Raw genomic sequence first — 25,904 nt, 5'->3', positions numbered from 1 at the left:
CGCGGGGACGGTGGTAATCATCCGGGCGATTCTGCAACCATGCCGTCCATGTTGCGCTCATCCTGGAAACTGGCGTCGACGCTCCGGCCGGTCTTGAAGGACCGCATGGCCATGCGCTGGCGGCTCGGCGGCCTCCTGGCCGCCGTGCTGGTGATCGTGGCGCTGCCGTACATCGTGACCCGCAGCGGCGCTGGCGAAGCCATCGAGGCGAATGAGCGCGTCACCCACTCGTCCGAGGTGAAGTCGCTGACGTATCGCATCGCGTATGTCACACGCGATGGCGAGGCATCGATCTACCGCCTCATCAATGGCGACACCGACCCGCAGGTGCGCATGCGCGCCGAGCGGGCCAGCCACGAGGTGCCGGGTCTCCTGTCCCAGCTGCGGGAGATGACGCGCGACAACCCGGACCAGCAGTCCCTGATCGGCTCGCTGACCTCGGTGGTCAACGGGCGCCTGGCGCTCACCGGCCAGGCCATCCTTCGCCACGAGCGCGGCGACGATCGGGGCGCCGCCGAGGCGATGCGCGACTCGGGCACGCTGTTCAAGATGGACGACCTCATCGACGGCGTCGTGCGCAACGAGAACAACACGCTGCTGGAGCGACGCGACGAGGCGCAGCGCGAATCGTTCAACAGCAGTCTCGCCCTGAGCATCACGGCCATCGCGCAGATCCTGCTGCTGGCCATCGTGGTGGTGGTGTCCGAGCGCCAGATCAGTCGCCGCCTGCGCGCTGAGGAGCGCGAGGGGCAGGCCGTGCAACGCTCGCAGCTCATCGTGCAGGCGGTGCGCGAACCTATCGCGCTGCTCGACGCCGGCCTGGGCACGCTGCTGGTCAATGCCGCGTTCGGCGAGCTGTACGGCCTGCCGCCGGATTTTCGCCAGTCCATGCCGCTGACCGAGATCGGCGACGGCGCCTGGAGCGACAGCGCACTGCTGCAGCGGCTCAACGACGTGCTGCTGCTCGATCGCGAACTGTGGGACTACGAACTCATCCAGCGGACGGTGGACGGCGTGGACCGCCACGTGGTGATCAATGCGCGTCGACTCGAGCAGGACGACGGCGGTGATCCCGTGCTGCTGCTCACGCTCAGCGACGTCACCGCGCGTGCGCTGGTCGAGCAGCAGGTGAAGGAGCTCAATCGCCAGCTCGAAGGCAAGATCGAGCAGGTGTCCGACGTTAACCGCGAACTGGAAGCCTTCAGTTACTCGGTGTCGCATGACCTTCGCGCGCCGCTGCGCCACATCAGCGGCTTCGCCGGCAAGCTGCAGCAACACCTGGGCGAGGCCGCCGACGAACGCACGCGCCACTACATCGAAGTGATCAACGATGCCGCGCGGCGCATGGCCCTGCTGATCGAGGACCTGCTGGTGTTTTCGCGCCTGGGCCGCGGCGCGCTGCGCCTGCAGCCGGTCGACATGCAGTCGCTGGTGGACGAGGCGCGCGCGCTGGCGGAAACCGATGCGCAGGGGCGGCACATCGTGTGGTCGATCGCGCCGCTGCCCATCGTCATCGGCGACGAGAACATGCTGCGCACGGTATGGCAGAACCTGCTTGGCAACGCGGTGAAGTACACCGGCAAGCGCGAGGTGGCGCGCATCGACGTCGACGTGCAGCGCAACCGCGACGGCAGCTACGAGTTCACCATCAGCGATAACGGCGCGGGCTTCGACATGCAGTATGCTGGCAAGCTGTTCGGCGTGTTCCAGCGTCTGCATCGCGCTTCAGAGTTCCCCGGCAACGGCATCGGCCTTGCCAACGTGCGACGCATCGTGACGCGCCACGGTGGGCGTGTATGGGCTGACGCGCAGCCCGGCGTGGGCGCCCGTTTCCACTTCACCCTGCCTTCGTCCGACCTGGCAGAGAGCTTTGCGCAGAGGCGGTTATGAATCAGCGCGACATCCGAACCATCCTTCTCGTCGAGGACAGCCTCGCGGACGCCGAAATGGCCATGGATGCGCTGGCCGGCGCCAACCTTGCCAATCCCGTGGTGCATCTCGAAGACGGCGTGGATTGCCTCGACTATCTTTATTGCCGTGGCGAGTGGGCCGGACGCGATCCGGTCGATCCCGCGGTGGTGCTGCTGGACATCAAGATGCCGCGCATGGGCGGCCTGGAAGTGCTCACGCAGTTGCGTGCGGATGACCGTTTCCGCCGCGTGCCCGTGGTGATCCTCTCCTCGTCCCGCGAGGAAAGCGACCTGGCGCGCAGCTGGGACATCGGCGCGAATGCGTATGTGATCAAGCCCGTCGATGTGGATCAGTTCTTCGACGCGGTGCGCACGCTGGGACAGTTCTGGGCCGTGCTCAACCAGGCGCCGGAATAATCCCGATCGACGCGGGCAGGGAGCCCACGACGGAGTTGCAAATGGCGGACAGGCAACAGTGGGCCTTGCCCAAAATCCGGATCCTGCAGATCGAGGACAACCAGCTCGATGCCGAGCTCGTGCTGTCCGAACTGGATGCCGATGCGATCGACTACGACGTGCACCTGGTGGACGAGGAGCGCGCCTACGTGGACGCGCTGGACAGGTTCCGTCCGCACATCGTGCTGTCGGATCTCAGCATGCCCGGCTTCTCTGGCGAGCGTGCGCTCGATCTATTGCGCGAACGCGACCAGGATCTTCCCTTCATCTTCGTGTCGGCCACGCTGGGCGAGGAAGCCGCCATCGAGGCGCTGCGCAATGGCGCGACCGACTACATCCTCAAGCAGAATCCGGCTCGCCTGGCGTCAGCCGTGCGACGCGCGCTGCGCGAGGCCGAAGCGCAGCGTGCACGTCGTCGTGCGGAAACCGAGCTGATCCGCGCACAGCGCTTCGAGAGCCTGGCGATGCTCGCGGGCGGGCTCAGTCACGATTTGCGCAACCTGCTGCAACCGCTGCTGCTCGCGGGCGACAGCCTGCAGGACTACCAGGACGATCCGCGCCTCGCGCGCCTGGGGCGTCTCGTGCGCGATTGCGGCAAGCGCGGCCTGGACATGGTGCAATCCATGCTCTCGTTCGCGCGCGGCGCGCGACGTGCGGAACAGGTTCGCGTCGGCGCGCTGCTCGACGCACTCAACCTGCTGCTGCAGGGCAGCGTGCCGCGCGGCGTCGCGCTGGGCATGGCATGCGATGATCCCGACCTCACCTTCGACGGCAACCACACCGAACTGCAGCAGTGCCTGCTCAACCTGAGCCTCAACGCGATCCAGGCCATGCCTTCGGGTGGCCGCCTGGAGATCCGCACCTCGATGACCACGCTGCCGACGTCGTTCTTCAAACCGGAAGAGGAGCCGCGCGAAGGCAACTATCTTTGCCTCACCGTCGCCGACACCGGCACCGGCATGGACGACGAGGCCATGCAGCACATGTTCGAGCCGTTCTACACGACCAAGGAGAGCGGCACCGGCCTGGGCCTGATTTCCTGCCGCCGCATCATCACGGCGCACGGCGGCGTGATGCGCGTGGAGAGCAAGCCCGGGCAGGGCACGCGTTTCCATCTCTACATTCCGCTGGTGGAAGTACCTCAGGAAGCGGAGGTGGAGGAAGAAGCCGACCTGCAGGGCGAAGCCGAGCGCGTGCTGGTGGTGGTGGAAGAAGCCGGCCAGTTGTCGCTGCTGGTCGACACGCTGGATTCGTGGGGTTACCAGGCACACGCGAGCCAGAGCGGTACCGCGGCCTTGCAGTGGATCGAGGCGCAGGGCGTGCCCGATCTCGTGGTGATGGATGCGGACATGAACCTGTTCACCGGCGTGCGCACGCTGGCGGCGCTGTTCGAACACGGCTATCGCCGCGCGGTGATCCTGCTGGCGCGTCCGGATGCGCCACCGGACATGGACGAACTGCCGGTGATGGAGCATCTGTTCCTGGTCGACAAACCGATCTCGACGATCAAGCTGCTGCGCACGGTGCGAGAAGCCCTCGAAGCCAGCGCCTCCGCCCCCGAAGGCCCTGCTACCTTGTAGGAGCGCACCCTGTGTGCGACAGCCGTTCGCGGCGGTCTTCAATGATCGTCATTTCGGTGCTGGACAAGCGCGTAGGGCAGAGCGCCCAGTGCGCGGTTTTGAAGTGGCGAGAGTAGCGAGCCATCAGTAGCGATGCGCTTGGTTTTCGCGGTACGGAGGGCGGTGTCAATCTAGAAGTGCATCATCGATGGCCTGAGCGAGGTCATCGCGCCCCAGTGCCCGCATGAGCATCTCCGCCGGACAGTGATAGTCGAGGGTGGCTCGTGGACGCAGGTTCATCTCCCGCGCGATGGCATCGAGCTTGCGCTGGCTGTCGGGCACCCCTGCGGGGCCTGGTCGACCACCCCTCACCGCCACACAGGGGTTTGGGTGACGGCTCGTGCCGCGGAGCGGCACATCGCGTCGTGGAGCTAAAAGCCGCCGTTCGCTATTTTTTAGGAGCGCACCTAGTGCGCGACCGCGGATTGGCATGGTTGTTTCAGTTGGCGGTGGTCGCGATGGTGCAGGATGAGGTCCGCCGCACGCTGCGGTCGCGCACTGGGTGCGCTCCTACAGAGTGTAGGTCGTAGGTAGTGCCCTCGCGAGCACAGCGCACTGGCATGGTTGCCTCAATGGGCGGTGTTCGCGATTTGCGTTGAGCGAGTTACATCGCCACGCTGCGGTCGTGCACAGGGTGCGCTCCTACAGAGGGAGTAGGTAGTGTCCTCGCGAGCACCCGCCCCTCACCCCGTCCCTCTCCCCGGAGGGGAGAGGGGGAAAAGCGAGGCGGCAGCCCCAGATTCCCTGAGGGTCCAACGGAGCTGCTTTAAGCCCTCTCCGCTACGGCGCGTTGCGGTGTAGCCGCTGCGACCCAGCAACCGCCCCAACTGCCTTGCGCTCTCGCCACGGGCCTTGCCCACCATGATCGCACCTCGCTCTTCGGCGCTCAGATGGCTGTAGTGCTGTCCCATGCATCACCTCGTCGTGGGGTGTTGCACTTGATGTTAGAGACCGCCTGACTCGAGCTCCGGCAGGAGATCGAAACGCCCGCTGCGTAAGCGGCAATCTAGCGACAGCACGGCAACCGAAGGCCGCAGCCGCTCTCAGCTAGAGCGATAACCATGCAGACCGGCGCGAAAGGCGGTCGCGCACAGGGTGTACTCCCACAATAAAGGGCGGTGCCGAATGAGCGTCGACCGGATACAAAAAAGGCCGGATGCGATCCGGCCTTTTCGTTCAATCGATGCCCAGCTTCTTGAGCTTGTACCGCAATGCGCGGAACGTGATCCCGAGCTTCTTCGCGGCGGCAGTCTTGTTGTACCGCGACTCTTCCAGCGCCTTGATGATCGCGGTGCGTTCAAGGTTGCTGATGTAGTCGTCGAGGCCACCGCTCGCCGTCGGCGCGGGGGCCGGCACCGGCGCTGCCGCGGGCGGAATGCCGCCGGCCATCGCCGCGACAGGCTCCTGCGAACGCGGCGTGCGCTGCGGCAGCATCAGGTCGGTGACGTCGATCTGGTCGCCCTCGCACATTGCCATCGCGCGTTCGAGGATGTTCTCCAGCTCGCGTACGTTGCCGGGGAAGTCGTAGCCGTCCAGGGCCTGTTGCGCGGCCGGCAGCAGGCGGCCCGGAGCGCCGCCGCTCTTGGTGGCAAGCTGACGCAGCACGAAGCTCGCCAGCAGCGGCACGTCACCGCGGCGCTCGCGCAGCGGCGGCACGCGCAGCTCGATCACGTTGATGCGGTAGAACAGGTCCTGGCGAAACTGGCCCTGTTCAACCAGCGCGGCGAGATTCTTGTGGGTAGCGGAAAGGATGCGCACGTCCACCGGCACTTCCTCGCGGGCGCCGATCGGGCGCACGGCCTTTTCCTGGATCGCGCGCAGCAGCTTCACCTGCATGTGCAGGGGCAGCTCGGCGACTTCGTCGAGGAACAGCGTGCCGCCGTGGGCGGCCTGGAACAGGCCTTCCTTGTCGCCCACCGCGCCGGTGAAGCTGCCCTTGCGGTGGCCGAAGAATTCGCTCTCCATCAGCTCGGACGGGATCGCGCCGCAGTTCACCGGCACGAACGGGCCGGCGGCACGCGGGCCTTGCTCGTGGATGAGGCGGGCGACCAGTTCCTTGCCCACGCCCGACTCGCCGGCGATGTACACCGGGGCCTGGTTGCGGGCGAGCTTGGCGATGGTGCCGCGTACCTGCTGCATGGCCGGCGAATCGCCGATCAGGCGCTCGTTGCCGTCGGGCTTGGCGGCAGCCTGGCCGCTGCGTTTTTCCTCGGCGAGGCGCAGCGCGGTGCGCACCAGGCGGCGCAGCATCTGGATGTCGACGGGCTTGGAAACGAAGTCGAAGGCGCCGGCCTTCAGTGCGCTCACGGCCGCATCGACGTTGCCGTAGGCGGTGATCATGGCGACCGGCGTGTCCGGATGCTCGGCGGAGATCAGCTCGACCACTTCATGGCCGGTGCCGTCGGGCAGGCGCATGTCGGTGAAGCACAGATCGTAGTGCCTCTCGGCGAGGGCGCGTCGCGCCTCCGTGACCGTGCCGACCGCATCGACCAGCAGGTCCATGCGCCCGAGCGTGATGGTGAGGAGTTCGCGGATGTCGCGTTCGTCGTCGACGACCAGTACGGTCTGTTGGCTCATGTCGTCTCGAAGGGGTGAGGCCGGCCGTAGGATACCCGCCCGGGCCTATGGCGGGCAAAGGTTGGCGTGTCGCACTGACTTACTTTTTGCCCAGATGGTGGTCGAAGAACGTCACGATGACCCGGTAGGCATCGCGGGATTCGGGGATCTCCGGGTCGGAGAAGAACGAGTGCCACATGCCGTCCCAGACGTGCAACTCGGTTTCCACGCCGGCCCGGCTGAGCAGGGTCTGGCTCTGGATCACCGAGCCCATGGCCATGTCCCGGGTGCCGGTGATCAGCAGGGTGGGCGGGAACTTGGCCAGCAGGGCCGGCGACTGGCCCGGGAACACCATCGGGTCGGTGACGCTGGCGCCCTTGAAGTAGGGCAGGTCGTTCAGCCGCAGCGGATGGTCGGGCACCGGTTGGCCGTTCAGCAGCGGGGCCACGTAGACCGAGTCGCCTTCCATGTTCACCAGCGAGCCGCAGAAGGTGCCGATGGCGCCGGGTACGGGCAGCTTGTGATCGATCAGCCGGGCCACGGTCTCGCCGGTCAGCACACCGCCGGCCGAGCAGCCGTAGATGCCGATGTTGCCGGGCTTGTACTGCTTGAGCAGGGCCCGGTACACCGCCTCCACGTCCTCGCTGGCGGCGGGGAACACGTGTTCGGGACCCTGGCGGTAGTCCACGCCGACCACCTTGATGTGGCCCACGCTGGCGATCGGGATCGCCTCGACCAGGGCGCCGCTGTGCGCACCCCACAGGAAGGCGCCGCCGTGCAGGTTGATCAGCACGCGGTCGCGGTTCTGCGGGGCGATGCCATCGGCCGGTTCCACCACGTCGGCACCCACGCCGCCGATGGTTTCCTTGTGCGTCTTCACGGCATAGAGCTTTTCCATGCGGGCGGCGCGGTCGCTGTTCATGCGGTCGTAGAACGCGCGGCTTTGCTCGATCGGGCCGGCGAGGGGCGGCGCCTTGCCGCCGGCCGCCAGCATCTTCGGGAAGAATGCCCGCGCTTCGGGCGAGGCGAACGCGGAGTAGGGCACCGAGATGGCCCCCGCGTGGACGCCGCCATCGGCGCTGACAGTCGGCACCTCGGCCTGCTGCGCCAGCACGCCCAAGGGCAGGGTGAGGCCCAGCGCCAGCAGGGACGGCAGGAAACGGCAGCGCCTCATGGCAGCTTCTCCGGCGTGGCCGTTTCGGCAGGCGTGGTGGCGGTTTTCCTGGCCGTGCCGCTGACCACCTGCTGCATCATCAGGTACACACCGTTGGTCCAGCCGAAACCGACCACGTTCTCGCTGTAGCCGGCGCTCACTTTCACGTCGGCGTTGCCCAGCTCCATGTTGTATTTCTCGCGGATGGTGCCGTCGTCGGCGAGGCCCTGGTCCACCGTCGCCATGAACTTGCCGGCGATGCGCCTGGCGTCGTCGTGGAAGCCATAGGCATCGAGCCCCGCTACCGCCAGCCAGTTGGTCGGTGCCCAGCCGAACGGCGCGCCCCACTGCACGCCGGCCGGACGGTCGTCCATGCTCAGGCCACCCTTGCGCTCGAAGATCGAGAGCTTGCCGCGCACCGATGCGGCCTGCTGGGCCGTGGCCGTGCCCGCCCACAGCGGATAGAACGTGGTGACGTAGGGATAGGGCGACGGCTTGCCGGCGACGAAGTCGTAGTCGCGGTACATGCCCGCATCCGGGCGCCACAGATAGCGGTCCATCGCCTGCCGTCGCGTCTCGGCCGCATGCGCCCAACGCTCGGCATCGCCGGCCTTGCCCAGCTGCATGGCGAGGTCGTGCAGGTCGAGTTCGTAGCGATAGAGCAGGCTGTTGAGGCTGACGTCGGCGTAGTGATGGGTCGAGCCGCCGAACGGTCCGAAGTGCGCGTTGGTGTCGAAGCCCGATTCGCGCATGGCGCGATCGCCATGGTAGTAGTCGGCCGTGAGGCGATAGCCGTCCACCCACGCGCCTTCGCACACCTTCGAGGCGCGCACGTCGCAGCTGCTGTCCTTGAGTTTGGCCGCTTCGGCATCGTCAGGATGTTCGGACGCCTTGAGCAGATAGCCCGGGTCCTGCGACGGATGCGCACGCAGCCAGCGGATCACGCCCTTGTAGTACTCGCTGTCCTTCGCTTCCAGCACCGGGCCGTTGCCCAGGTCGTAATAGCGCGCGAGGCCCGTATCGCCGGCGCGGTGTTCGGGGCGCGTCCATATCTCGTAGTTGCGCACCGCCAGCGGATAGGCGCGCGTCAGCCACTGCAGGCGCGCATCGGCATCCGGAAAGCCCTTGGGGTCGTCGAGTACCGCGACCATCATCCGGGTGAGGAACGGCGGCTGCGAGCGGCTGAGGTAGTAGGTGCGGTTGGCGTTGAGCACGCCGCCGTAGTGCTCCACTTCGAACAAGGCGTTGTCGACCATGTTCTTCGCCATCTCGATGCGATGGTCGGCGACCAGGCCCAGCAGGATGAAGTAGCTGTCCCAGCCGTACATCTCGTTGAAGAAGCCACCCGGTACCACGTACGGGTGCGGCAGGTAGAGCAGGCCTTGCTGGGGCAGCGCGTTGGTGTCGATGTCACCCAGTTGTTGCACCTTGTGCGGCAGCGGGCGCACGTCCACGCCGCAGCGCTTGCCCACGTCGGCCACCTGCGGGGGCACCGGCAGGTCGGCCGGCATGTAAAGCACCGGATGGCTGGTCACCTTGGTGTCGACGAGCGCGGCGCAGTCTTCCTGCGAGCGCGTGAGCGTGGTCCAGGCATGGTCGATGTAGGCACGCGTCTTGGCCGGATCGGGCGTGGCCGCCATCGACGTCGCGGCGAACGCGCAGGTCAAGGCGAGCACGCTGAGGCGACGCCCGATGGAGCGCTGCAGCGACGACGTGCCTGGGCGAGGGGACGAGCGGTGTGGGCTGGTCATGTCTGCTCCCTGGTCGTGGCGTGAGGATGGGAAGTCGGTGTGTCGGCCGCGTGTCGGATCAGTCGCGGCTGGCCCTGCGCGTCGCGCTCCACCGTGATGTCGAGCTGTTGCCCGCGAAACCTGATGTTCTTGAGCGTCATGGCGCGCCAATGATCGGGCAGCATCGGTGCATACGCCGTCACCAGGCCGTCGTCACGGATGCGCAGACCGGTGAAGCCGTACAGGATGTTCTGCAGCAGGCCGCCACTGGCGGTCATGAAATAGCCGGTGTTGTTGGTGGCCGTTTCGGTGCGCACGTTGAACGGCGGCTTCAGCACGTTGGCGGTGATGTTGCGCGTGTACCAGTCGCTGGCGGCCGCGGCGTCGCCGGCCGTGGCGGCGGCGATCGACAGCGGCATCAGGCCCATGCTGTTGGGATCGCGGCTGGCGTGGGTGATCGGTGCGATCGAGTAGTCGTAGTTGCGCCGGCGCACCTGCACGTCCATGGCGAGATCCAGCGAGGGATTGCTCAGCATCGGCAGGGAGCTGCCGCCCCACGAATCGATGTCGTGCGGCACCGAGGCATCGAAGTCGAGGTGATGGCCGGCCTTCGCGTCGAACGGCAGCACGAGTCCGTCAGCCACCTTGGCCCATTGGGGATCCGGTGTTTCGCCCATCAGCGCCGCCGCCTGCGTGGCGATGCGCAGCGCCTTCTGCGCGGACGCGTTGGTGAACGTGTCGTTCGGCACGTCGGCGTAATCCTCGTCCACCGACGTGACGTGATGGATCTCGTAATGCCGCGTCGCCGCCACGTAGGTGGCGCGGCTCGCCCAGAAATCGGCGACGGCGCGGATCACCGGCCAGCCATGCTGCCTGAGCCAGTCGCGGTCCTGCGTGGCGAGGTAGTACTGCCATTGCGCGATGGCGACGTCGGCGTTGACATGGATCTCGCGCTCGTCGAGCACCCAGGCGAAATGCGGCGTCTGCGAGCTGCCGTTGTCGGGGTCGGCTTCCCACGGATACATCGCACCGCGCAGCCCGCGTTCCCGCGCGCGCTGCTCCGCTGCGGGCAGCGTTTCGCTGCGGAACATCACCAGCGATTTCGCCCGGTCGGGATGCAGCAGCAGCAGCGCGGGGAAGACCCAGGTGTCGCTGTCCCAGAACACGTGCGCGGTATAGCCCGGCGTCATGCCACAGGCGCCCACCGGCCACGCCGTATCAGGTGCGGCATTGGAGAGCAGGTAGTAGAGGTCGGAGTGGACGATCTGCTGCGACTTGGGATCGCCATCGATCACGATGTCCGATTGCCACAGTGCGTGCCACGCGTCGCGGTGTTGCTTGAGCAAGGCGTCGAAGCCGGCCTTGCGCGCGTTGACGGCCAGCGCGAGATCCTGCTTCGCATCGCCGCCCCACCGTTCGCGCGAGGCCGCGACGAATTTGGTGAACGCGTAGGTCTTGCCCTTCTGCACCGCCACGCGCAGTTCCAGCGAGAGCTTGTAATCGCTGTGGTGCAGCTTCACCTCGCGTGGCTGCATGCCCGGCGGCAACGCGATGGCCACGGCTTCCGCCATGGCATGGCCCTGTTCGGCCTTGCCGTCCAGCCACAGCGTCAGCGCCTTGGTGTCGCCATCGGCGGCAAGCACGTGCGTATCGCCGTGGTACCAGAGTGGCGCGCGATCGGGCACGTCCGGCGGCACCGCTTTCAGTTTCAGGTTGTGAGCGGCCACCGCCTCCTGCATCTGCGGCCCGTCGATCTCGCCAAGGGCAAAGCGGGGCTGGTGCGGCGCCCACAGGTCGAGCGCGAAGGAGAGCTGCACCTCGCCATCGAAATCCGGCGTGATGGTGAGCTGGCTGGCGGCCAGGTGCGGCGACGCCTGGCTGACCAGCGACACCACCTGCACGTCCGTGGCCTTGTGCGCGTCGAGATAGCGGTAGCGCGTGGTGAGCGTGCCCTCGTGCATGTCCAGCACCTGGCGGTAGTCGCGAAAATGCGCACCGTCCATGTCCACCTGGTTGAGCCAGAACTGGCCGGCATGCGACGGACCGGTGCTGTAGTCGATGCCGGTCCAGCCCGGAATCGCGGCAGGACGCGACACATCGCCCTTCGCGTAATCCATGAAGCTGATCATGTAGGACAGGCTGCCCTCGGTACCGCGCGGCGAGGTGAGCGTGGAAAAGAAACCGTTGCCGAGCTGCCCGGGGAAGTAGTTGGCAAGATCCTTCTCCGTCGCGGTGAGCAGGAAGCTCGCGTCGGTGGCGCGGCATCCGCCGGCCATCAACAGGGCGCCGAAGAAGGCGATCGCGAGGACGGGCGGCTTGCGCATGGCGGATTCCATGAAGAGGTTGTCCGGAGGGCCCTCAGCGAGTCGGGCCGAAGGGATTGGTGACGCCGGCCATCCACGGATCCCGCGTGGTCGTGCGCCAGTGCGCGAGTTGCCGGCGCAGGTCGTCCAGCACTTTCGCGTGCGCGGCATCGCCGGCCACGTTCACGACCTCGTCGGGATCGGCGTCGAGGTCGTAGAGTTCCTCGGCAGGACGATGTTCGAACGCATCGAGCGTGCGCTTGCCCAATCGCGCGCCGGGCGTCGTGGTGATCGCCTTCCATGATGGCGATAGCGCCACGTCGCTGGCGATCGGTACGCGCAGGCTGGGCTGCAGGTTCATGAAATAGCTGTAGCGTCGCGTGCGCAGGGAACGCGTGGGGTAGTACTGGTCGATCTCGTGGAACGAGTGGGTGGCGAACACTTCATCCCAGCCGCTTGGCTTCTGCTGTTCCAGGATCGGCAGCAGCGAGCGTCCGGGCAAAGGCAGGTAGCGGTATTCCGAAGGCGGCGCCACGCCGGCCCAGTCGAGAATCGTCGGCGTGATGTCGATCCAGCTGACCATCGCGTGATTGCGAAGGCCGCGATGCCTGGCGCCGGGCGCACGCACGATCAGCGGCAGATGGATGCCTTCGCGGTAGAGGTTGTCCTTCGCGCCGGGAAAGGGACGGCCGTTGTCGGACAGATAGATCACCAGCGTATCGTCGGCATGTCCGCTGGCGGCGAGTTCGCGCAGCAGGATGTCCACGCCGCTGTCCATGCGACTTACCGCTTCGTAGTACTGCGCAAGGTCTTCACGCACACCGGGAAGGTCGGGCAGGTGCGATGGAATCGTCACCTCGTCGGGGTGATAGCGCACGCGCGGTACTTCCGGCCAGTCGCGCGTGTTGCCGAACTGCGAGGCGTCGCCGGCGCGATGCGGGTCGCTGTAGGCCATGGTGAGGAAGAACGGTTTGTCGCCCTGCGCGCGGATCCACTGGCCCGCGGCGTGGCCCATGGCCGCCACGTCGCGGTTGCCGGCCCGTTCGGGCAACAGCCACGCGTCGTAGGCCAGCTGCGCCTCGGGTTTCACGTGCAGCTTGCCTACCAGTGCCGTGCCGTAGCCGTGCTGCTTGAGCATCCACGGCAAGGTCTTCACGTCTTCCAGCAGCGAGAAGTTGTGCACGTCGTGCGCGAGACCGTACATGCCGTTGGTGTGCGAATAGAGGCCGGTGTACAGCGTGGCGCGGCTGGAGCTGCAGGAAGACACCGAGGCATAGGCGTCGGTGAACAGCGTGCCTTCGCTGGCGAGGCGATCCAGCGCGGGCGTGCGCACGGCGGTGCCGATGCAGGAGAGATCGTAGCCATGATCGTCGGCGACGATCAGCAGCACGTTGCGGCGCTTGCCGCTCTGGCCGTCACGCCATGGCGAAGCGAAGGCATCACCGGCCAGCATGGCGCCCGCCGCCGCCACGCCCGAAGCGAGGAACTGGCGGCGCGTGAAGTTCACGCAGCGCCCTCGGGCGCCAAGGGCGCCGGTACGGCGGCGCGGTCGGTTTCGCGCTTGAAGAAGAACAGCGTCACCAGGATCAGCGTCATCGGCAGCAGCGAGAAGTAGAACGCGTGGATGCCGCCGAAACTCGAGAACACCAGCGCCGTGATGCGCGACCCCAGCGTGCCGCCGAGCGCGGAGAAGATCACGATGAGCCCGGTCATCGCCGCATGCGCCGGCTTGGGCAGCGAGCTGAGCGCCACCGAATTGATCACCGGATAGATCGGCGCCATCAGCAGGCCGATCAGCGGGATAAGGTAGGCGGCAAGCGGCGCGTTGAACCAGCCGGTATCGGCGGTGACCGTGGCCTCCCGCGCGAGCGGCAGCACGAGCACGATCAGCGTGCCCATGCCGACCACGCAGAGGTTGAGCAGCATGTGCCACGGCATGCGGCGTAGCAGCTGGCCGGCGACGATGCGACCGAGCGCGGTGGCCCCGGCCAAGATGCTCGCCATCTGGATGCTCATCGCATTTGGCAGCTTGAGGATCTCGTTGTTGAAGGTCGGCAGCCAGGTGCTGAAGCTCTGCTCGATCAGCACGTAGAGGAAGGCCGACAGCAGGAACACATAGACCAGCGTGCGCATCAGCAGGCGATACATCTGACGCAATGCCTGGCCCATCGACGAAGCCATGCCGCCGTGTGCAGCCGATTCGTCGAGCGCTGCGCCCCACAGCAGCACGACGGTGCCGAAGCACATAGCCGACAGCACCCAGTACACGTTGAACCACGACGGGTTCTCGGGACGCGCATGGTCGATGAAGGCGCTGAACAACCAGCCACTGGCCAGTACGCCCAGCATGAACAGGCCTTCGATGGTATTGGTGAGCCGGCCGTGCTCCGCCTTGTCGCGGGTCAGCAGGCCGATCGACGAATACACGGATACCTTCGCCAGCGCGAACGACACGCCGACGCAGGTGAACAGCAATTCGGTGGTGTGGAAACTGGGGTACAGCGGCATCAGCGCACATGCGCAGCCCACGATCACCAGCGCAAGCATCATGGCGCGGCGATAACCCAGCTTGGGCAGAAAGGACGCCACAAGGAACGAGGTGACGGCGATCGGTAGATCCTTGAACAGTTCGAGCAGACTCGCCTGCGGCTTGTCGATGCCGAAGGTATGGATGGATTGCAGGATGACGGTGCCCACGCTGTTCAGCAGGATCGCGAACACCATGTAAATCGTCGCCAGCGCGGCGATCATGCGGTACCGGTTCATCCCCACCCCTTGCAACGACGCTTTTGAAAAAAAGGTTCCGGGCCGCCGCGGTGCCGGCGGCCCGGAACAGTCGAGGGAAGTGCTCTCTTAGAACTTGTACTTCACTGACATATTCACTTCGCGACCTTCCAGCGGTCGGGCCAGGATCACGCCATTGGAACCTGCTGCCGAACCGAAGATGCGGGAATTGCTCTCGGTGAGGCCCAGCTCGTTGGTGATGTTTGTACCCTGCAGGCGCAGCTCCCAGTTCTTCTCGACGTTGGCCACGATACCGAAGTCGAGCGTGTGGTAGGTGCCCAACTGCTGCAGGCCAGACTGGTCCTGCGTGTGCGGTCCCACGTAGGTGTAGGTCACGAAGGCCAGCACGTCACCCCACGAGAACGGAATGTCGTAGCTCGGGGTGAACATGTAGCGGTGCTTCGGCTGGCGCTGCAGCTGCACGCCATCGATGAAGGCACAGCCGTTGCCGGATACCTGGTTCACGTACGGGATACAGGCCGAGTAGTGCGAGTAGTGGCCGTCGAGGTAGTTGGCCACCAGCTCCAGCTTCAGGTGGTCGATCGGCGTGACGGCGCCGACCAGGTTCACGCCCTTCGAATCCGAGCCGTACAGCAGCGGTCCGCCGACGGGCACGCCCTCGCCATTGGTTGGCTGGTAGGGCAGGCCGTTGAACTGGCGATGATAGGCGCTGATGTCCGCGTAGACGTACTTGTTCTGGAACTTGAAGCCGCCTTCGAAGTTCTGGATCTTCTGCAGCGGGGGCGTGTTGCCCGTGGTGTTGCCGCGCAGCGCGTTGTCGAAGTCACCGAAGTGAGCACCCTTGTTGGCGCGGAAATACACCGACATCTGGCTGGTGATCTCGTAGTTCACGCCGAACGTCCACGAGGTGTGGGTCTTGTCGTATTTGGTGGTGGCGAAGGTGCCGTTGCAGACCGGTACCGCGTTGTCGTAATCGGTCAGCGGGTTGCCGTCCAGGTTCTGATTGGTGAGGTTGCACACGTGCAGGGTGGAGTCCTGGTTCTCCACGCGCGCGCCCACATCGAACAGCCACTTGTCGATGCGCCACGAGTCGGTGAGGTAGAACGCCTTGTTGGTCGACTGGCCGTGCTCGGTGATGTTGTAGGCGCCGTAGTCGAGCAGGCCCTGGTAATCGGTGAGCTGATGGGTCAGGCCGTCCTTGCCGACATAGCTGACCTGGATCGGCCGCGCGTTCGGCGTGTTGGTCATCAGCATCTGGTTGCCCAGGTTCCACTCGTCGTTGTCGGTGTAGTGGGCCAGGTACAGGCCGGCGGTGACCGTATTGCCTTCGAAGATTTCCTTGCTGATATGGAAATCGTTGTTGACGTTCTTCAGGTGCTTGTGGATGAACCACCAGCCCTGGTGGATCACGCTCTGGTTCGGGTCGACCGTGCCGCCACCGTTGACGTAGGTGGCCTTCGCCGAGCCGGGCGGCAATGCGAAGCCGCCGAAATCGGTGCCGAGGTTGTACAGCTCGTCATTGAGGCTGGCTGGATTGGTGCCGGAGAACAACGCATTGGTGTCGGCGTTGCCGCCGTCGATCAGGAACTTGTCCGAGAGGTTCCAGCCATCGCCCAGGTCGTAATCGAAGTTCATGCCGAAGAAGCTGAACTTCGCGCCGCGGCCGTTGGCCAGGTTGGCGCTGGTGCCGCCGCCGGGGTAACCCGGCAGGTTCACGTGCTGGATGTACTTGCTGTTGTACGTGTCGGTGAGCGGATCGAAGCCCGGATAGGCGCTGAAGTTGTCCGTGCCGCTCTGGATCAGCGGGATCGGCGTGATGAACTGGTTGCGGTCGTTGAGCTGGCGCGCATAGAACACCAGCGAGCCGTTATCCATGTCGTGCGAGATCGTGGCGGTGAACTGGCCGCCCTTGTCCGCCGGATAGCCCGGGCTGCGCACGCCGTCCGAGTCGCGGTAGAAGCCGCCGACGCTGCCGTACCACTTGTTGCCCAGCGGGAAACCCAGGAAGGCATCGGTGCGCCACAGGCCTTCGTTGCCGTAGGTGACGCCGACGCTACCGCTCGGCACGTCGGTGCCCTGCTTGAGGATGAAGTTGGCGGTGGCGCCCATCTGGCCGTCGCCGTACATCACGGACGGACCACCCTGCAGGATTTCCGCGCGCTCCACGGTGTCGTCGAGGCGGAAGATCGAGGTGGTTTCAAAGAACGACAGGGTGGGCATGCCATACAGCGGCGAACCCATCATCTGCGTGGTGAAGAACGGCGCATCACCGCCGCCCGGGAAGCCGGCGATCTCGATGTTCGCACCGGTCTGGCCACCGGTGGATTCCGGCCACATGCCCGGCGACACCTTCAGCAGGTCGGCGGTGCTCTTGGGGTTGGCCTTCTTGATTTCCTCGGCGCTGACGCTGACCACCGAATAGCTGGCGTCGATCTTCTTCAGGCCGCCGGCTGCGGACGTACCGGTGACCACCACCTGGTCGAGCGTCTTGGCGCCCTTCTGATCGGCGGGCGCGGCCGGTGCCGGTCCCTGGTTCTGCGACGGCTGTGCTGCGTCCTGAGCGTGCGTTGCGCCTACCGCGAGTGCGGTAACGATCGCGGCTGCGAGTAACTGTCGGGTGATGCCTTGCGTGTACATGGTCGTGCCTCCCCGCCCAAATCGGGCCACTTTACGTGTTGATATGCGACGCTTCGGCACACTCCGCCGTTGCGCGGTCTTGGTCTTCGACGAACTCTCCGATGCGGAACGCGGTCAGGCCCGGCAGCACGACATCTGCCTCCCCCAGGGCCTCGCGGTGGCCTACACCTACGGCGACCATGCCCGCAGCACGGATGCTGGCAATGCCTGCGGCGGCGTCTTCCACGCCCAGGCAAGCGGCCGGCGCCACACCAAGCCCGGCGGCGGCGGCCAAAAAGATTTCAGGGTCCGGCTTGGAACGCTCGATCGTCGAGGCATCCACGATGTAGTCGAACAGGTCGGCGATGCCGAGCCGTTCGAGCAGCAGCGGCGCGTTGCGACTCGCCGAGGCGAGCCCCACACGCAGTCCGGCGTTGCGCGTCGCCTCGACGGCGTGGCGCGCTCCCGGCAGCAGGTTGCCGGGGCCGAAGCTGCCGATCTGCTCGCGGTAATAGCGGTTCTTGCGTTCGCCGAGTTCGTCCTTCTCGGCTTCGGTGTAGGCGCGCGGCGCACGTTCGAGCAGGATCTCCAACGAACCGCGGCGATCCACGCCCTTCATGCGTTCGGCCAGCACTTCATCGAACGGTGCGTCGATTTCCTGCGCAAGCTTTTCCCACGCTGAGCGATGCACGACGGCGGTGTCGGCAATCACACCATCGAGGTCGAAGATCACCGCACGCAAGGGTGGGTGCTCCTCGGCGAAACGATACGGCAACGACAGCGATTCCCCTCGGCGAAGCTGCAGCAGCTCACCTTCGTGATGGAAGCTGACTTCATCGCCGCGGGTCAGCGAATAACGCACGCCGGTCTGGCCGACCTCCACGCGCAGGTGCGAGCCGCGCCACTGCAAGCCAAAGCGGTAGCCATGCCATGCGTCCGGCAGTCGCGGGGCGAGTGAAAGCTGGCCGTGGTGGATGCGCACGCCGCCATAGCCCCAGCACAGCGCCAGCCAGCTGCCGGCCATCGCGGCCATGTGCACGCCGTGCGCGGCGTTGCCGTGAAGGTCGTCCAGGTCCACGCGCAAGGTGTCCTGGAAATAGCGCCAGGCCTTGTCCGCTTCGCCCACTTCCGCGGCGATCACGCTGAAGGTCGACGCCGAGAGCGTCGAGTCGTGCGCGGTGACGCCTTCGTAGTAATCGAAGTTGCGGCGCTTCGCCCCGCGCGACACGCCGTCGCCGGCCAGCATCAGCGACAGCAGCGTGTCCGCCTGCTTGCACACCTGGTGGCGGTAGATGGTCAGCGGATGCAGCTCCAGCAGCAGCGGGCGCTTGGCGTCGCCATGCGCGCGCATGGGCATGCGCGGCTTGTCGAGGAAGGTGTCGTCCTGCGGGAAGATGCCGAGCTCGGCGTCCTCGGCCAGGTACATCGCATCCGCCGCGCGCAGCCATTGCATCACCTCGAATGATTCGAGACCGATGTGGCGCGAGAGTTCGGCGAAGAAGCGCGGGTCGTATTCCGCCAGCCAGTGCGCGACCTGCGCGGCATCGCGCAGATGACGCTGCGCCATGCGGTTGGTGTAGTGGTTGTTGTCCACCAGCGCGGTGTATTCGTCCGGGCCGGTCACGCCATGGATACAGAAGGCGCCATTGCGCCGCGTACTGAAGTGACCGATGTCCAGCCAGATGCGCGCCGTCTCGAACAGGATCTCCGCGCCGTGATCGCGCAGGAAACCCAGATCGCCGCTCACGTCCACGTACTGGCGGATCGCCCAGGCGACAGCAGCATTGATGTGGTACTGCGCCGAGCCACTGGGGAAGTAGGCCGAGCACTCGTCGCCGCTGATGGTGCGCCACGCATAGAGCGCGCCGCGCGCGTGGTTGAGTTCGCGCGCATGGAGGCGTGCGCGTTCGAGCGTGCGGTAGCGATAGGTAAGCATGCCGCGCGCGAGTTCCGGCGCGAGGGTGACCATCGCCGGCAGCATGAACGCCTCGGCATCCCAGAAATAATGGCCTTCGTAGCCTTCGCCGGTGAGGCCCTTGGCGGCGGTGCTGCTGTGGCCGTCGCGACTGCTGGACTGGAAGACATGGAAGAGGTTGAAGCGCAGCGCCTGCTCGGTGCGCGGGTCGCCGTCGACGGCCAGGTCGGCGTTGCGCCACAAGGCATCGAACATCGCGGACTGGCGCGCCAGCAGCGTGTCGTAGCCGCTCTCCCGCGCCTGCGAAAGGCTGGCGTCGGCGCGATCGAGCAGCGTGGTATCGCCGTCGTCACCGTGCGGCGCGCTCCAGGCGTAGGACACGTACTTTTCGAGTACGACCGACCCACCGGGCACCAGCTCGCCCTCATAGACCTGCATCACGCCATGCGGCGCGAGGTTGGCGAGGCGGAATCCGAGCTGGTTGCTGTCATAGGCATGGCGCTGCATGCAGGCGACGCGAATGCCGCTGTGCGCGGTCTGCTGCAGCACATAGGCATGGTCTTCCTCGGCGCGCGCATCGCAGGTGGAAAAGCCGCCGTCGAGCCGGGTGCCGATGCGCGGGTCGTCACCCTGTTCCACGGCGTCGCGGGCCGTGCTGAGGGAGGATTCGAGCGTGACCGGGCCGTGGTAGTCGACCGAGCGCACGCGATAGCGGATGGCGAGCAGGGCGGGGGCGTCCAGGCTGACGATGCGCTCGGCATCGATCTCCAGCGTGGCGCCTTCCGGTGACCGCCAACGCAGGTGGCGTCGGTAGCAGCCGGAGCGAAGGTCGAGGGCACGCTCGAAATCGAGCCATTCGCCTTCGCCCAGTCGCACCGGCGTATCGCCCAGGCGCAGGTGGATGCGCGTGCCGTCCGTCACCGGCACCCGGGTATCGGTATGTGCGGCAAAACCGGGGAAGCGCTCGTGGTATTCGATCGGCGCACGTTCCCAGGCCCCGGCGAGGAAACAGCCCTGGCTCGGGCTGTCATCCTCTTCGAGGCCACCACGCACGCCCAGGCTGCCGTTCGAGAGGGCAAACAGGCTTTCGTCTTGGGCGAACGCGGCGGGGTTCGATTGGCGGCGGATCAATAGCCAGGGGTCGCAGGGCAGGCTGCACGCAGCCGGCATGACCGACGCCGTTTCATGGTGATCCACACACTCTCCCCGGGCACGTTGTCGGCTTTTACGGGTCAGGCCGTCTGTGTACGGATGACCCTGCTCTTGAAGTGGGCGGCAGCTTACAGCAATTGTTATCGATATCAAGGTATCGATAACAATTGCTGTATCGCAGCATGATTTCACCTGATATCGATATCATTCCCAATGCATGAGCCGGTGCCAAGGGCGCGGCAAGACAGGCGCAGCGTTCCGTGAAAGCCGCCTCAGGGGAAAGGTTGGACGCATCGGCCACAAACCGGGACACTTGCCGCTGCCACGGTCGGCGACGACGCGGATGCTGCGTTGTCATTCACAAGACATTGGGGCCAGGTCTTGAGTCGTAACCATAAGAAACACGAGGGTGTCGCCACGCTTCCTGCCAGCTTGACCATGGCCGACCTGGCCAGGGTGGCCGGTGTATCGAAGATCACCGTTTCCCGGGCCTTGAGCGACAGCCCGCTGGTCAATCGCGAAACCCGTGAACGCCTGCAGGCCCTTGCCCAGAAGCTGGGTTACAAGCTGAATGTGAGTGCGCGCAATCTGCGTTTGCGGCGTAGCCACACGGTGGCCGTGATCGTGGAAATGAAGCCCTCGCACGACCGCACCATGCTCGACCCGTACCCGCTGATCCTGCTCGGCGGCATTTCCCAGGAACTGACCGCGCATGGCTACAGCGTGCTGCTGACCACCCGCCAGGGTGCGACGGCTGCCGCGGTGCAAGCGGCGGATGGCCTGATCCTGCTGGGCCAGGGCTCTCGCCAGGACGCGGTGCGTCGCTTCGACAAGCTGGGCCTGCCGATGGTGGTGTGGGGCGCGCCGGGCGAAGGCGACGAGCACGTGGTGGTGGGCAGCAATAACCGCCAGGGCGGCAGCGTGGTGGCGGATCACTTCATCGCGCTGGGCCGGCGCAATCCGGTGTTCGTGGGCAACCCCAACCATCCGGAGATCTTCGATCGCCTCAACGGTTTCGTCGACGCGCTCGCCGCGCATGGCGTGAAGCCGCTGCTGATCCGGCGCGACGAATTCACCCTCACCTCGGGCATGGACGCGATGTACTCGCTGGCCGAGCGGCAGGTGCCGTTCGATGCGGTGTTCGCCTGCAGCGACCTGCTGGCGATGGGCGCGATCCGCGCGCTCAACGAGCTGGGTCGCAGCGTGCCTCGCGACGTGTCGGTGGTGGGTTACGACGACATGCCGCTGGCAGCCAGCTTCCTGCCGCCGCTCAGCTCCGTGCGACAGGACTGGCAGGAAGGCGGCACCCTGCTCGCGCGCAAGGTGCTTTCCATGATCGGCGACAAGGCCGTGCCCTCCGAGGTGCTGCCGGTGGAGCTGATCGTCCGCGAGACCTGAGCCGGCACGTTCCATTGCGTGGTTTGCTGCTCCTGTCGGAGCGCACCCGGTGCGCGATCGTGGCGTGCATCGGTACTGGGCCACAAAGTATGGAACGGTGCACTCATGCCGAGACGCACGCATGCCGCTAGGCTCATCGCGCGCTGGGTGCGCTCCTGCATGTAGGTGGATGAAACGGTGGTGGATCAACCCGCCGCCGCCGCGTCCCCCGTCGTGCGCCCCATCCGTGCCGGCGTAAGCACCAGTCGGAAGCAGCTGCCGCCACCGGCCACACGCACGTACTCCAGCGACGCCTGGTTCGCCTCGCTCATCTGGCGCGCGAGATACAGGCCCAGGCCCGTGCCGTATTCGTGGGTGGTGTAGAACGGCTCGAAGATCTGTGCCGCCACCTTGGGCGCGATGCCCGGGCCGCGGTCGATCACTTCCAGTATCGGCACGCCATGTTCGCCATGCCGCGCCACCACCATCACGCGCGCCGGCTCGCCGGGCAGGCGTCCATAGCGCAGTGCGTTCTGCACCAGGTTCCACACCACCTGCTGCAACTGCTGCGGATCGGCCACGGCGGCGACCGGCGTGCTGGCCTGGATCACGCGCAGCGAATCCTCGCCGAGGTCGTTGCCCTGGCGGTATTCCTCGACGAACTGGTTGGCCCACATGCCGAGGTCCAGCGTTTCCGGGCGCGAGCGCTCGCGCCGCGACAGCTGCAGGATGTTCTCGATGATCTCGTTGAGGCGCACGCAATGGTTGTTGATGATCTCCACCATGCGCTGGTCGGTCGGCGGCAGGTCGTGCGACTCGGCCAGCAGCTGCGCGGAATAGCGGATCGCCGCCAGCGGATTGCGGATCTCGTGCGCGATCGAGGCCGACAGGCGGCCCAATGAACTGAGCGTCAGCTCTTCCGCGCGTCGCGACACCAGCGAGGTGTCGTCGAGGAAGATCAGCACGTGCGAATCGTCGTTCGGCGCCAATCGGCTGAAGCGCGGCACCACCTCGGGCACGCCGTCGGCGAGCTGGGTGGCCGACTCGTCCAGCTTGCCCGAGGTCATCCAGTGGTAGAGGCGCCTCGACAGCTCCGGCGCCACGCGGCCGAGGTCGCGCTGGTCGGCGGTGGGGTTGCCCAGCAGCATCCAGGCCGACTCGTTGATCTGGTGGATGCGATTGGCGTCGTCCACCAGCAGTACGCCGGTCTTCATGCGGCGGATGATCAGTTCGTTGACCTGCGCCAGGTTGGCCAGGTCGACGCCGCGCTGCTCGGCCAACGCCTCGCTGGCACGGATCTGCCGGCTCAATACGTAGCAGAGCACCGTGATGGCGAAGTAGGCCAGGCCGAACAGGCTGGATTCCAGCAGTTCCCGGTCCATGCCGGTGTCGCCATGCTGGATCTCAAACACCGAATGCCCCAGCACGCCCAGCGTGGCCACGGCAGCGAAGAAGCAGGACAGGCGCAGCGGCAGGATCAGTGCGCCGGCGGCCAGGTTCACCGCCAGCATCATGGCGATGCCGATGCGGGCATCGTGCATGGTGGCGATGGCCAGCACCGCCGCGATGATGTCGATGATCAAGGCGCCCGATACCGTCCACCGTATCCACGGGGTCGAGCGGCGGGTGAGCGAGAGCATGCCCAGGGCAAACAGCAGGAACAGCACCGCCATGCCGCGCGCCAGCCCCACGTCGGTGAGCTTGGGCCAGCCCAGGGCGTTGGGGCTCAGCGCCAGGCCGATATAGACCAGCGCCTGCGCCAGGCGGAAACAATTGAGGAACAGCAGCTCGTGGCGGGCCGCCTCGGGAGCGGGGCGGTTGCTGGTGTACGCGGGCTGGACGGTGTTGGACACCTGGCTGGGCACCCCTAGGCCGAAAGACGGTTCCGGCCAGTATTAGACATGGTCTTCACGGGCGCCAGAGGGAGCCTTCCATACGGCCCGCCGTGGCGCCTCCAGGGGGGCGCCCCTTTCCATCGGGGGCCGCTTCCGCGAAAATAGGCGGCCGTATTGCGCGGTTTTCGTCATGTCGACAGGCAGGCGGCGGCGCACTGCATCCGGCAGCGCAGCTTCCAGTAGTCGCCGTCGTTCCCCTGACCGCCCGGGTCCCACAACCCGTGCGGCCGTCATGTTTCCCCGTTCGCTCGAGGTATCGAATGAATTTCCACGAGTACCAGGCCAAAGAACTGTTCGCGAAGTACGGCATTGCCGTGCCCCCGGGCAAGGTCGCCAACTCTCCCGATGCCGCTGTCGACGCCGCCAAGCACCTTGGTGGTTCGCAGTGGATGGTCAAGGCACAGATCCATGCAGGCGGCCGCGGCAAAGCCGGCGGCGTGAAGTTCTGCAAGAGCCTCGATGACGTGCGCGCAGCTGCCAAGGGCATGCTGGGCACCAACATGGAAACCTACCAGTCCGCCGGCCGCGCGCTGCCGGTAAATCTGGTGCTGGTCACCGACGCGACCAACATCGCCAAGGAACTGTACCTGTCGATCCTGACGGACCGTGATTCCAAGTCGATCTCGTTCATCGCGTCCAAGCACGGCGGCGTGGACATCGAGCAGGTCGCCAAGGACACCCCGGAAGACATCCACACCATCGTGGTGGACTTCGTGGAAGGCCTGCAGCCGTACCAGTGCCGCCAGCTCGGCTTCGCCATGGACCTCAATGCGAAGCAGGTCGGCCAGCTGACCAAGATCATGCTGGGCCTGTACAAGCTGTTCAACGAGAAGGACCTGTCCCTGGTCGAGCTGAACCCGCTCGCCATCCTCGAGGACGGCAACCTCGCCGCGCTCGACGGCAAGGTCAACTCCGACGACAACGCCGAGTTCCGTCATCCGGACCTGGCCGCCATGCGCGACCTGTCCCAGGAAGACCAGGCTGAAGCGGCCGCCGTGCAGCACAACCTCAACTACGTGACGATGGACGGCTCCATCGGCTGCATGGTCAACGGCGCAGGCCTGGCCATGGCCACCATGGACGTCATCCAGCTGGCAGGCGGCGAGCCGGCCAACTTCCTCGACGTCGGCGGCGGCGCCACCAAGGAGCGCGTCACCGAGGCGTTCAAGCTCATCCTGTCCTCCGACAAGGTGAAGGCCATCCTGGTCAACATCTTCGGCGGCATCGTGCGTTGCGACCTGATCGCCGAAGGCATCATCGCGGCCGTGAAGGAAGTGGGTCTGAAGATCCCCGTCGTGGTGCGCCTGCAGGGCACCAATGTGGAGCTGGGCCGCGAACTGCTGGCCAACTCCGGCCTGGCGATCACGCCGGCCGACGATCTCAACGATGCGGCGCAGAAAGCCGTGGCTGCGGCCAAGGCCTGAGGAGCAACTGAACCATGAGCGTTCTCGTCAACAAGAACACCAAGGTCCTCGTGCAGGGCTTCACTGGCCAGCAGGGCACCTTCCACGCGCAGCAGGCGCTGGACTACGGCACCAAGGTCGTCGGTGGCGTGACCCCGGGCAAGGGCGGCAGCGAGCACATCGGCCTGCCGGTCTTCAACTCGGTCGTCGAAGCCGTCGATGAAACCGGCGCCGACGCGTCCGTCATCTTCGTGCCGCCGCCGTTCGCGGCCGACTCGATCCTCGAAGCCATCGATGCCGGCATCAAGGTCATCGTGGCGATCACCGAGGGCATCCCGGTGCTCGACATGCTGCGCGTGAAGAACGTGCTGGCCCAGCATCCGGAAACCGTGCTGATCGGGCCGAACTGCCCCGGCATCATCACCCCGGGCGAGTGCAAGATCGGCATCATGCCGGGCCACATCCACATGCCGGGCAAGGTCGGCATCGTGTCGCGTTCGGGCACGCTGACGTACGAATCGGTGTTCCAGACCACCAACGAAGGCCTGGGCCAGTCCACCGTGATCGGCATCGGCGGCGACCCGATCAACGGCCTGAGCTTCATCGACTGCCTGAAGATGTTCCAGGACGATCCGCAGACCGAAGGCATCATCATGGTCGGCGAAATCGGCGGCTCGGCTGAAGAAGACGCCGCCGAATTCATCGGCGAGTACGTCAAGAAGCCGGTGGTGTCGTTCATCGCAGGCGCCTCGGCCCCTCCGGGCAAGCGCATGGGCCATGCCGGCGCCATCATCTCGGGTGGCAAGGGCACGGCGGCGGCGAAGTTCGCCGCGCTGGAGAAGGCGGGCGTCACCACGGTGAAGTCCCCGGCCGACCTCGGCAAGACCCTCGCCGGTCTGATGAAGAAGTAAGTCTTTCGGGTCTCTTCGACCGATACGAAAAGGGCCGCAGCGATGCGGCCCTTTTTGTTGCCGTGGCGCCGTCTGCTTTTTTGTAGGAGCGCACCCAGTGCGCGATCAACCTTGCAGCAAACGGGATAACTGAGAGTTCGCAGTGCTCCAGGTTTGCACACTA

General features: G+C 65.9%; 15 protein-coding genes and 2 pseudogenes. 6 read left to right on the top strand and 11 right to left on the bottom strand.

The window, feature by feature from the left end; translation table 11 throughout:
* Positions 1–111 precede the first annotated feature (111 nt).
* From CA260_RS16740 to CA260_RS16730, 3 genes are read left to right on the top strand one after another with little or no spacing between them, the layout of a single operon-like run.
* Positions 112–1,890: a sensor histidine kinase gene (locus tag CA260_RS16740; RefSeq protein WP_111984444.1), complete on the top strand. Its 1,779-nt coding sequence runs from the start codon at positions 112–114 to the stop codon at positions 1,888–1,890.
* A complete protein-coding gene (locus tag CA260_RS16735; protein ID WP_111984146.1) occupies positions 1,887–2,327 on the top strand; it encodes a response regulator in 441 nt (146 codons plus the stop codon). The genes CA260_RS16740 and CA260_RS16735 overlap by 4 nt, the downstream gene beginning before the upstream one ends.
* A 41-nt stretch (positions 2,328–2,368) precedes the next feature.
* On the top strand, positions 2,369–3,946 hold the full coding sequence (locus CA260_RS16730) for a hybrid sensor histidine kinase/response regulator (protein WP_172461876.1): 1,578 nt from the start codon (positions 2,369–2,371) through the stop codon (positions 3,944–3,946).
* A gap of 165 nt (positions 3,947–4,111) precedes the next feature.
* Here CA260_RS16730 and CA260_RS21515 read toward each other — a convergent pair.
* The 10 genes and pseudogenes from CA260_RS21515 to pgmB form a co-directional block, all read right to left on the bottom strand.
* A pseudogene (locus CA260_RS21515) lies at positions 4,112–4,258 on the bottom strand (IS30 family transposase); the annotation flags it as partial.
* 512 nt (positions 4,259–4,770) lie between these two features.
* Positions 4,771–4,896 (bottom strand): annotated as a pseudogene (locus CA260_RS21510) (helix-turn-helix domain-containing protein); the annotation flags it as partial.
* A gap of 265 nt (positions 4,897–5,161) precedes the next feature.
* Positions 5,162–6,562: a sigma-54-dependent transcriptional regulator gene (locus CA260_RS16720; RefSeq protein WP_111984144.1), complete on the bottom strand. Its 1,401-nt coding sequence runs from the start codon at positions 6,560–6,562 to the stop codon at positions 5,162–5,164.
* A 79-nt stretch (positions 6,563–6,641) separates the two neighbouring features.
* On the bottom strand, positions 6,642–7,715 hold the full coding sequence (locus CA260_RS16715; protein ID WP_111984143.1) for an alpha/beta hydrolase: 1,074 nt from the start codon (positions 7,713–7,715) through the stop codon (positions 6,642–6,644).
* Positions 7,712–9,445 carry a trehalase family glycosidase gene (locus CA260_RS16710; protein WP_111984142.1) on the bottom strand — a complete coding sequence of 578 codons (1,734 nt, stop codon included), beginning with the start codon at positions 9,443–9,445 and terminating at the stop codon, positions 7,712–7,714. Before CA260_RS16710 ends, CA260_RS16715 begins: the two co-directional genes overlap by 4 nt.
* On the bottom strand, positions 9,442–11,748 hold the full coding sequence (locus CA260_RS16705) for a glycosyl hydrolase family 65 protein (RefSeq protein WP_238149796.1): 2,307 nt from the start codon (positions 11,746–11,748) through the stop codon (positions 9,442–9,444). The genes CA260_RS16710 and CA260_RS16705 overlap by 4 nt, the downstream gene beginning before the upstream one ends.
* A 34-nt stretch (positions 11,749–11,782) precedes the next feature.
* A complete protein-coding gene (locus CA260_RS16700; RefSeq protein ID WP_238149795.1) occupies positions 11,783–13,234 on the bottom strand; it encodes a sulfatase family protein in 1,452 nt (483 codons plus the stop codon).
* Positions 13,231–14,493, bottom strand: coding sequence for an MFS transporter (locus tag CA260_RS16695; RefSeq protein WP_238149794.1), 1,263 nt, complete (start codon positions 14,491–14,493; stop codon positions 13,231–13,233). Before CA260_RS16695 ends, CA260_RS16700 begins: the two co-directional genes overlap by 4 nt.
* Before the next feature lie 87 nt (positions 14,494–14,580).
* Complete coding sequence (locus tag CA260_RS16690; RefSeq protein ID WP_111984140.1) at positions 14,581–17,109, bottom strand: TonB-dependent receptor; 2,529 nt, start codon at positions 17,107–17,109, stop codon at positions 14,581–14,583.
* A gap of 31 nt (positions 17,110–17,140) precedes the next feature.
* Positions 17,141–20,200: a beta-phosphoglucomutase gene (gene pgmB / locus CA260_RS16685; RefSeq protein WP_238149793.1), complete on the bottom strand. Its 3,060-nt coding sequence runs from the start codon at positions 20,198–20,200 to the stop codon at positions 17,141–17,143.
* Positions 20,201–20,593: 393 nt separating this feature from the next.
* On the opposite strand from pgmB, the gene CA260_RS16680 reads away from it, so the two are divergent.
* On the top strand, positions 20,594–21,553 hold the full coding sequence (locus CA260_RS16680) for a LacI family DNA-binding transcriptional regulator (RefSeq protein ID WP_111984138.1): 960 nt from the start codon (positions 20,594–20,596) through the stop codon (positions 21,551–21,553).
* A gap of 185 nt (positions 21,554–21,738) precedes the next feature.
* Here CA260_RS16680 and CA260_RS16675 read toward each other — a convergent pair whose 3' ends face one another.
* On the bottom strand, positions 21,739–23,385 hold the full coding sequence (locus CA260_RS16675; protein WP_111984440.1) for a sensor histidine kinase: 1,647 nt from the start codon (positions 23,383–23,385) through the stop codon (positions 21,739–21,741).
* Positions 23,386–23,687: 302 nt separating this feature from the next.
* On the opposite strand from CA260_RS16675, the gene sucC reads away from it, so the two are divergent.
* Together sucC and sucD are read left to right on the top strand one after the other, a co-directional pair.
* Positions 23,688–24,851: an ADP-forming succinate--CoA ligase subunit beta gene (sucC, locus tag CA260_RS16670; protein ID WP_111984137.1), complete on the top strand. Its 1,164-nt coding sequence runs from the start codon at positions 23,688–23,690 to the stop codon at positions 24,849–24,851.
* 14 nt (positions 24,852–24,865) lie between these two features.
* The gene (gene sucD, locus CA260_RS16665; protein ID WP_111984136.1) at positions 24,866–25,741 is read left to right on the top strand and encodes a succinate--CoA ligase subunit alpha; all 876 of its coding nucleotides are present in this window, start codon (positions 24,866–24,868) and stop codon (positions 25,739–25,741) included.
* The last annotated feature ends 163 nt before the right edge of the window (positions 25,742–25,904 follow it).

This window comes from Dyella jiangningensis (assembly GCF_003264855.1).
GTDB classification, from domain to species: domain Bacteria; phylum Pseudomonadota; class Gammaproteobacteria; order Xanthomonadales; family Rhodanobacteraceae; genus Dyella; species Dyella jiangningensis_C.
This window is presented reverse-complemented; position numbering and strand designations above follow the sequence as displayed.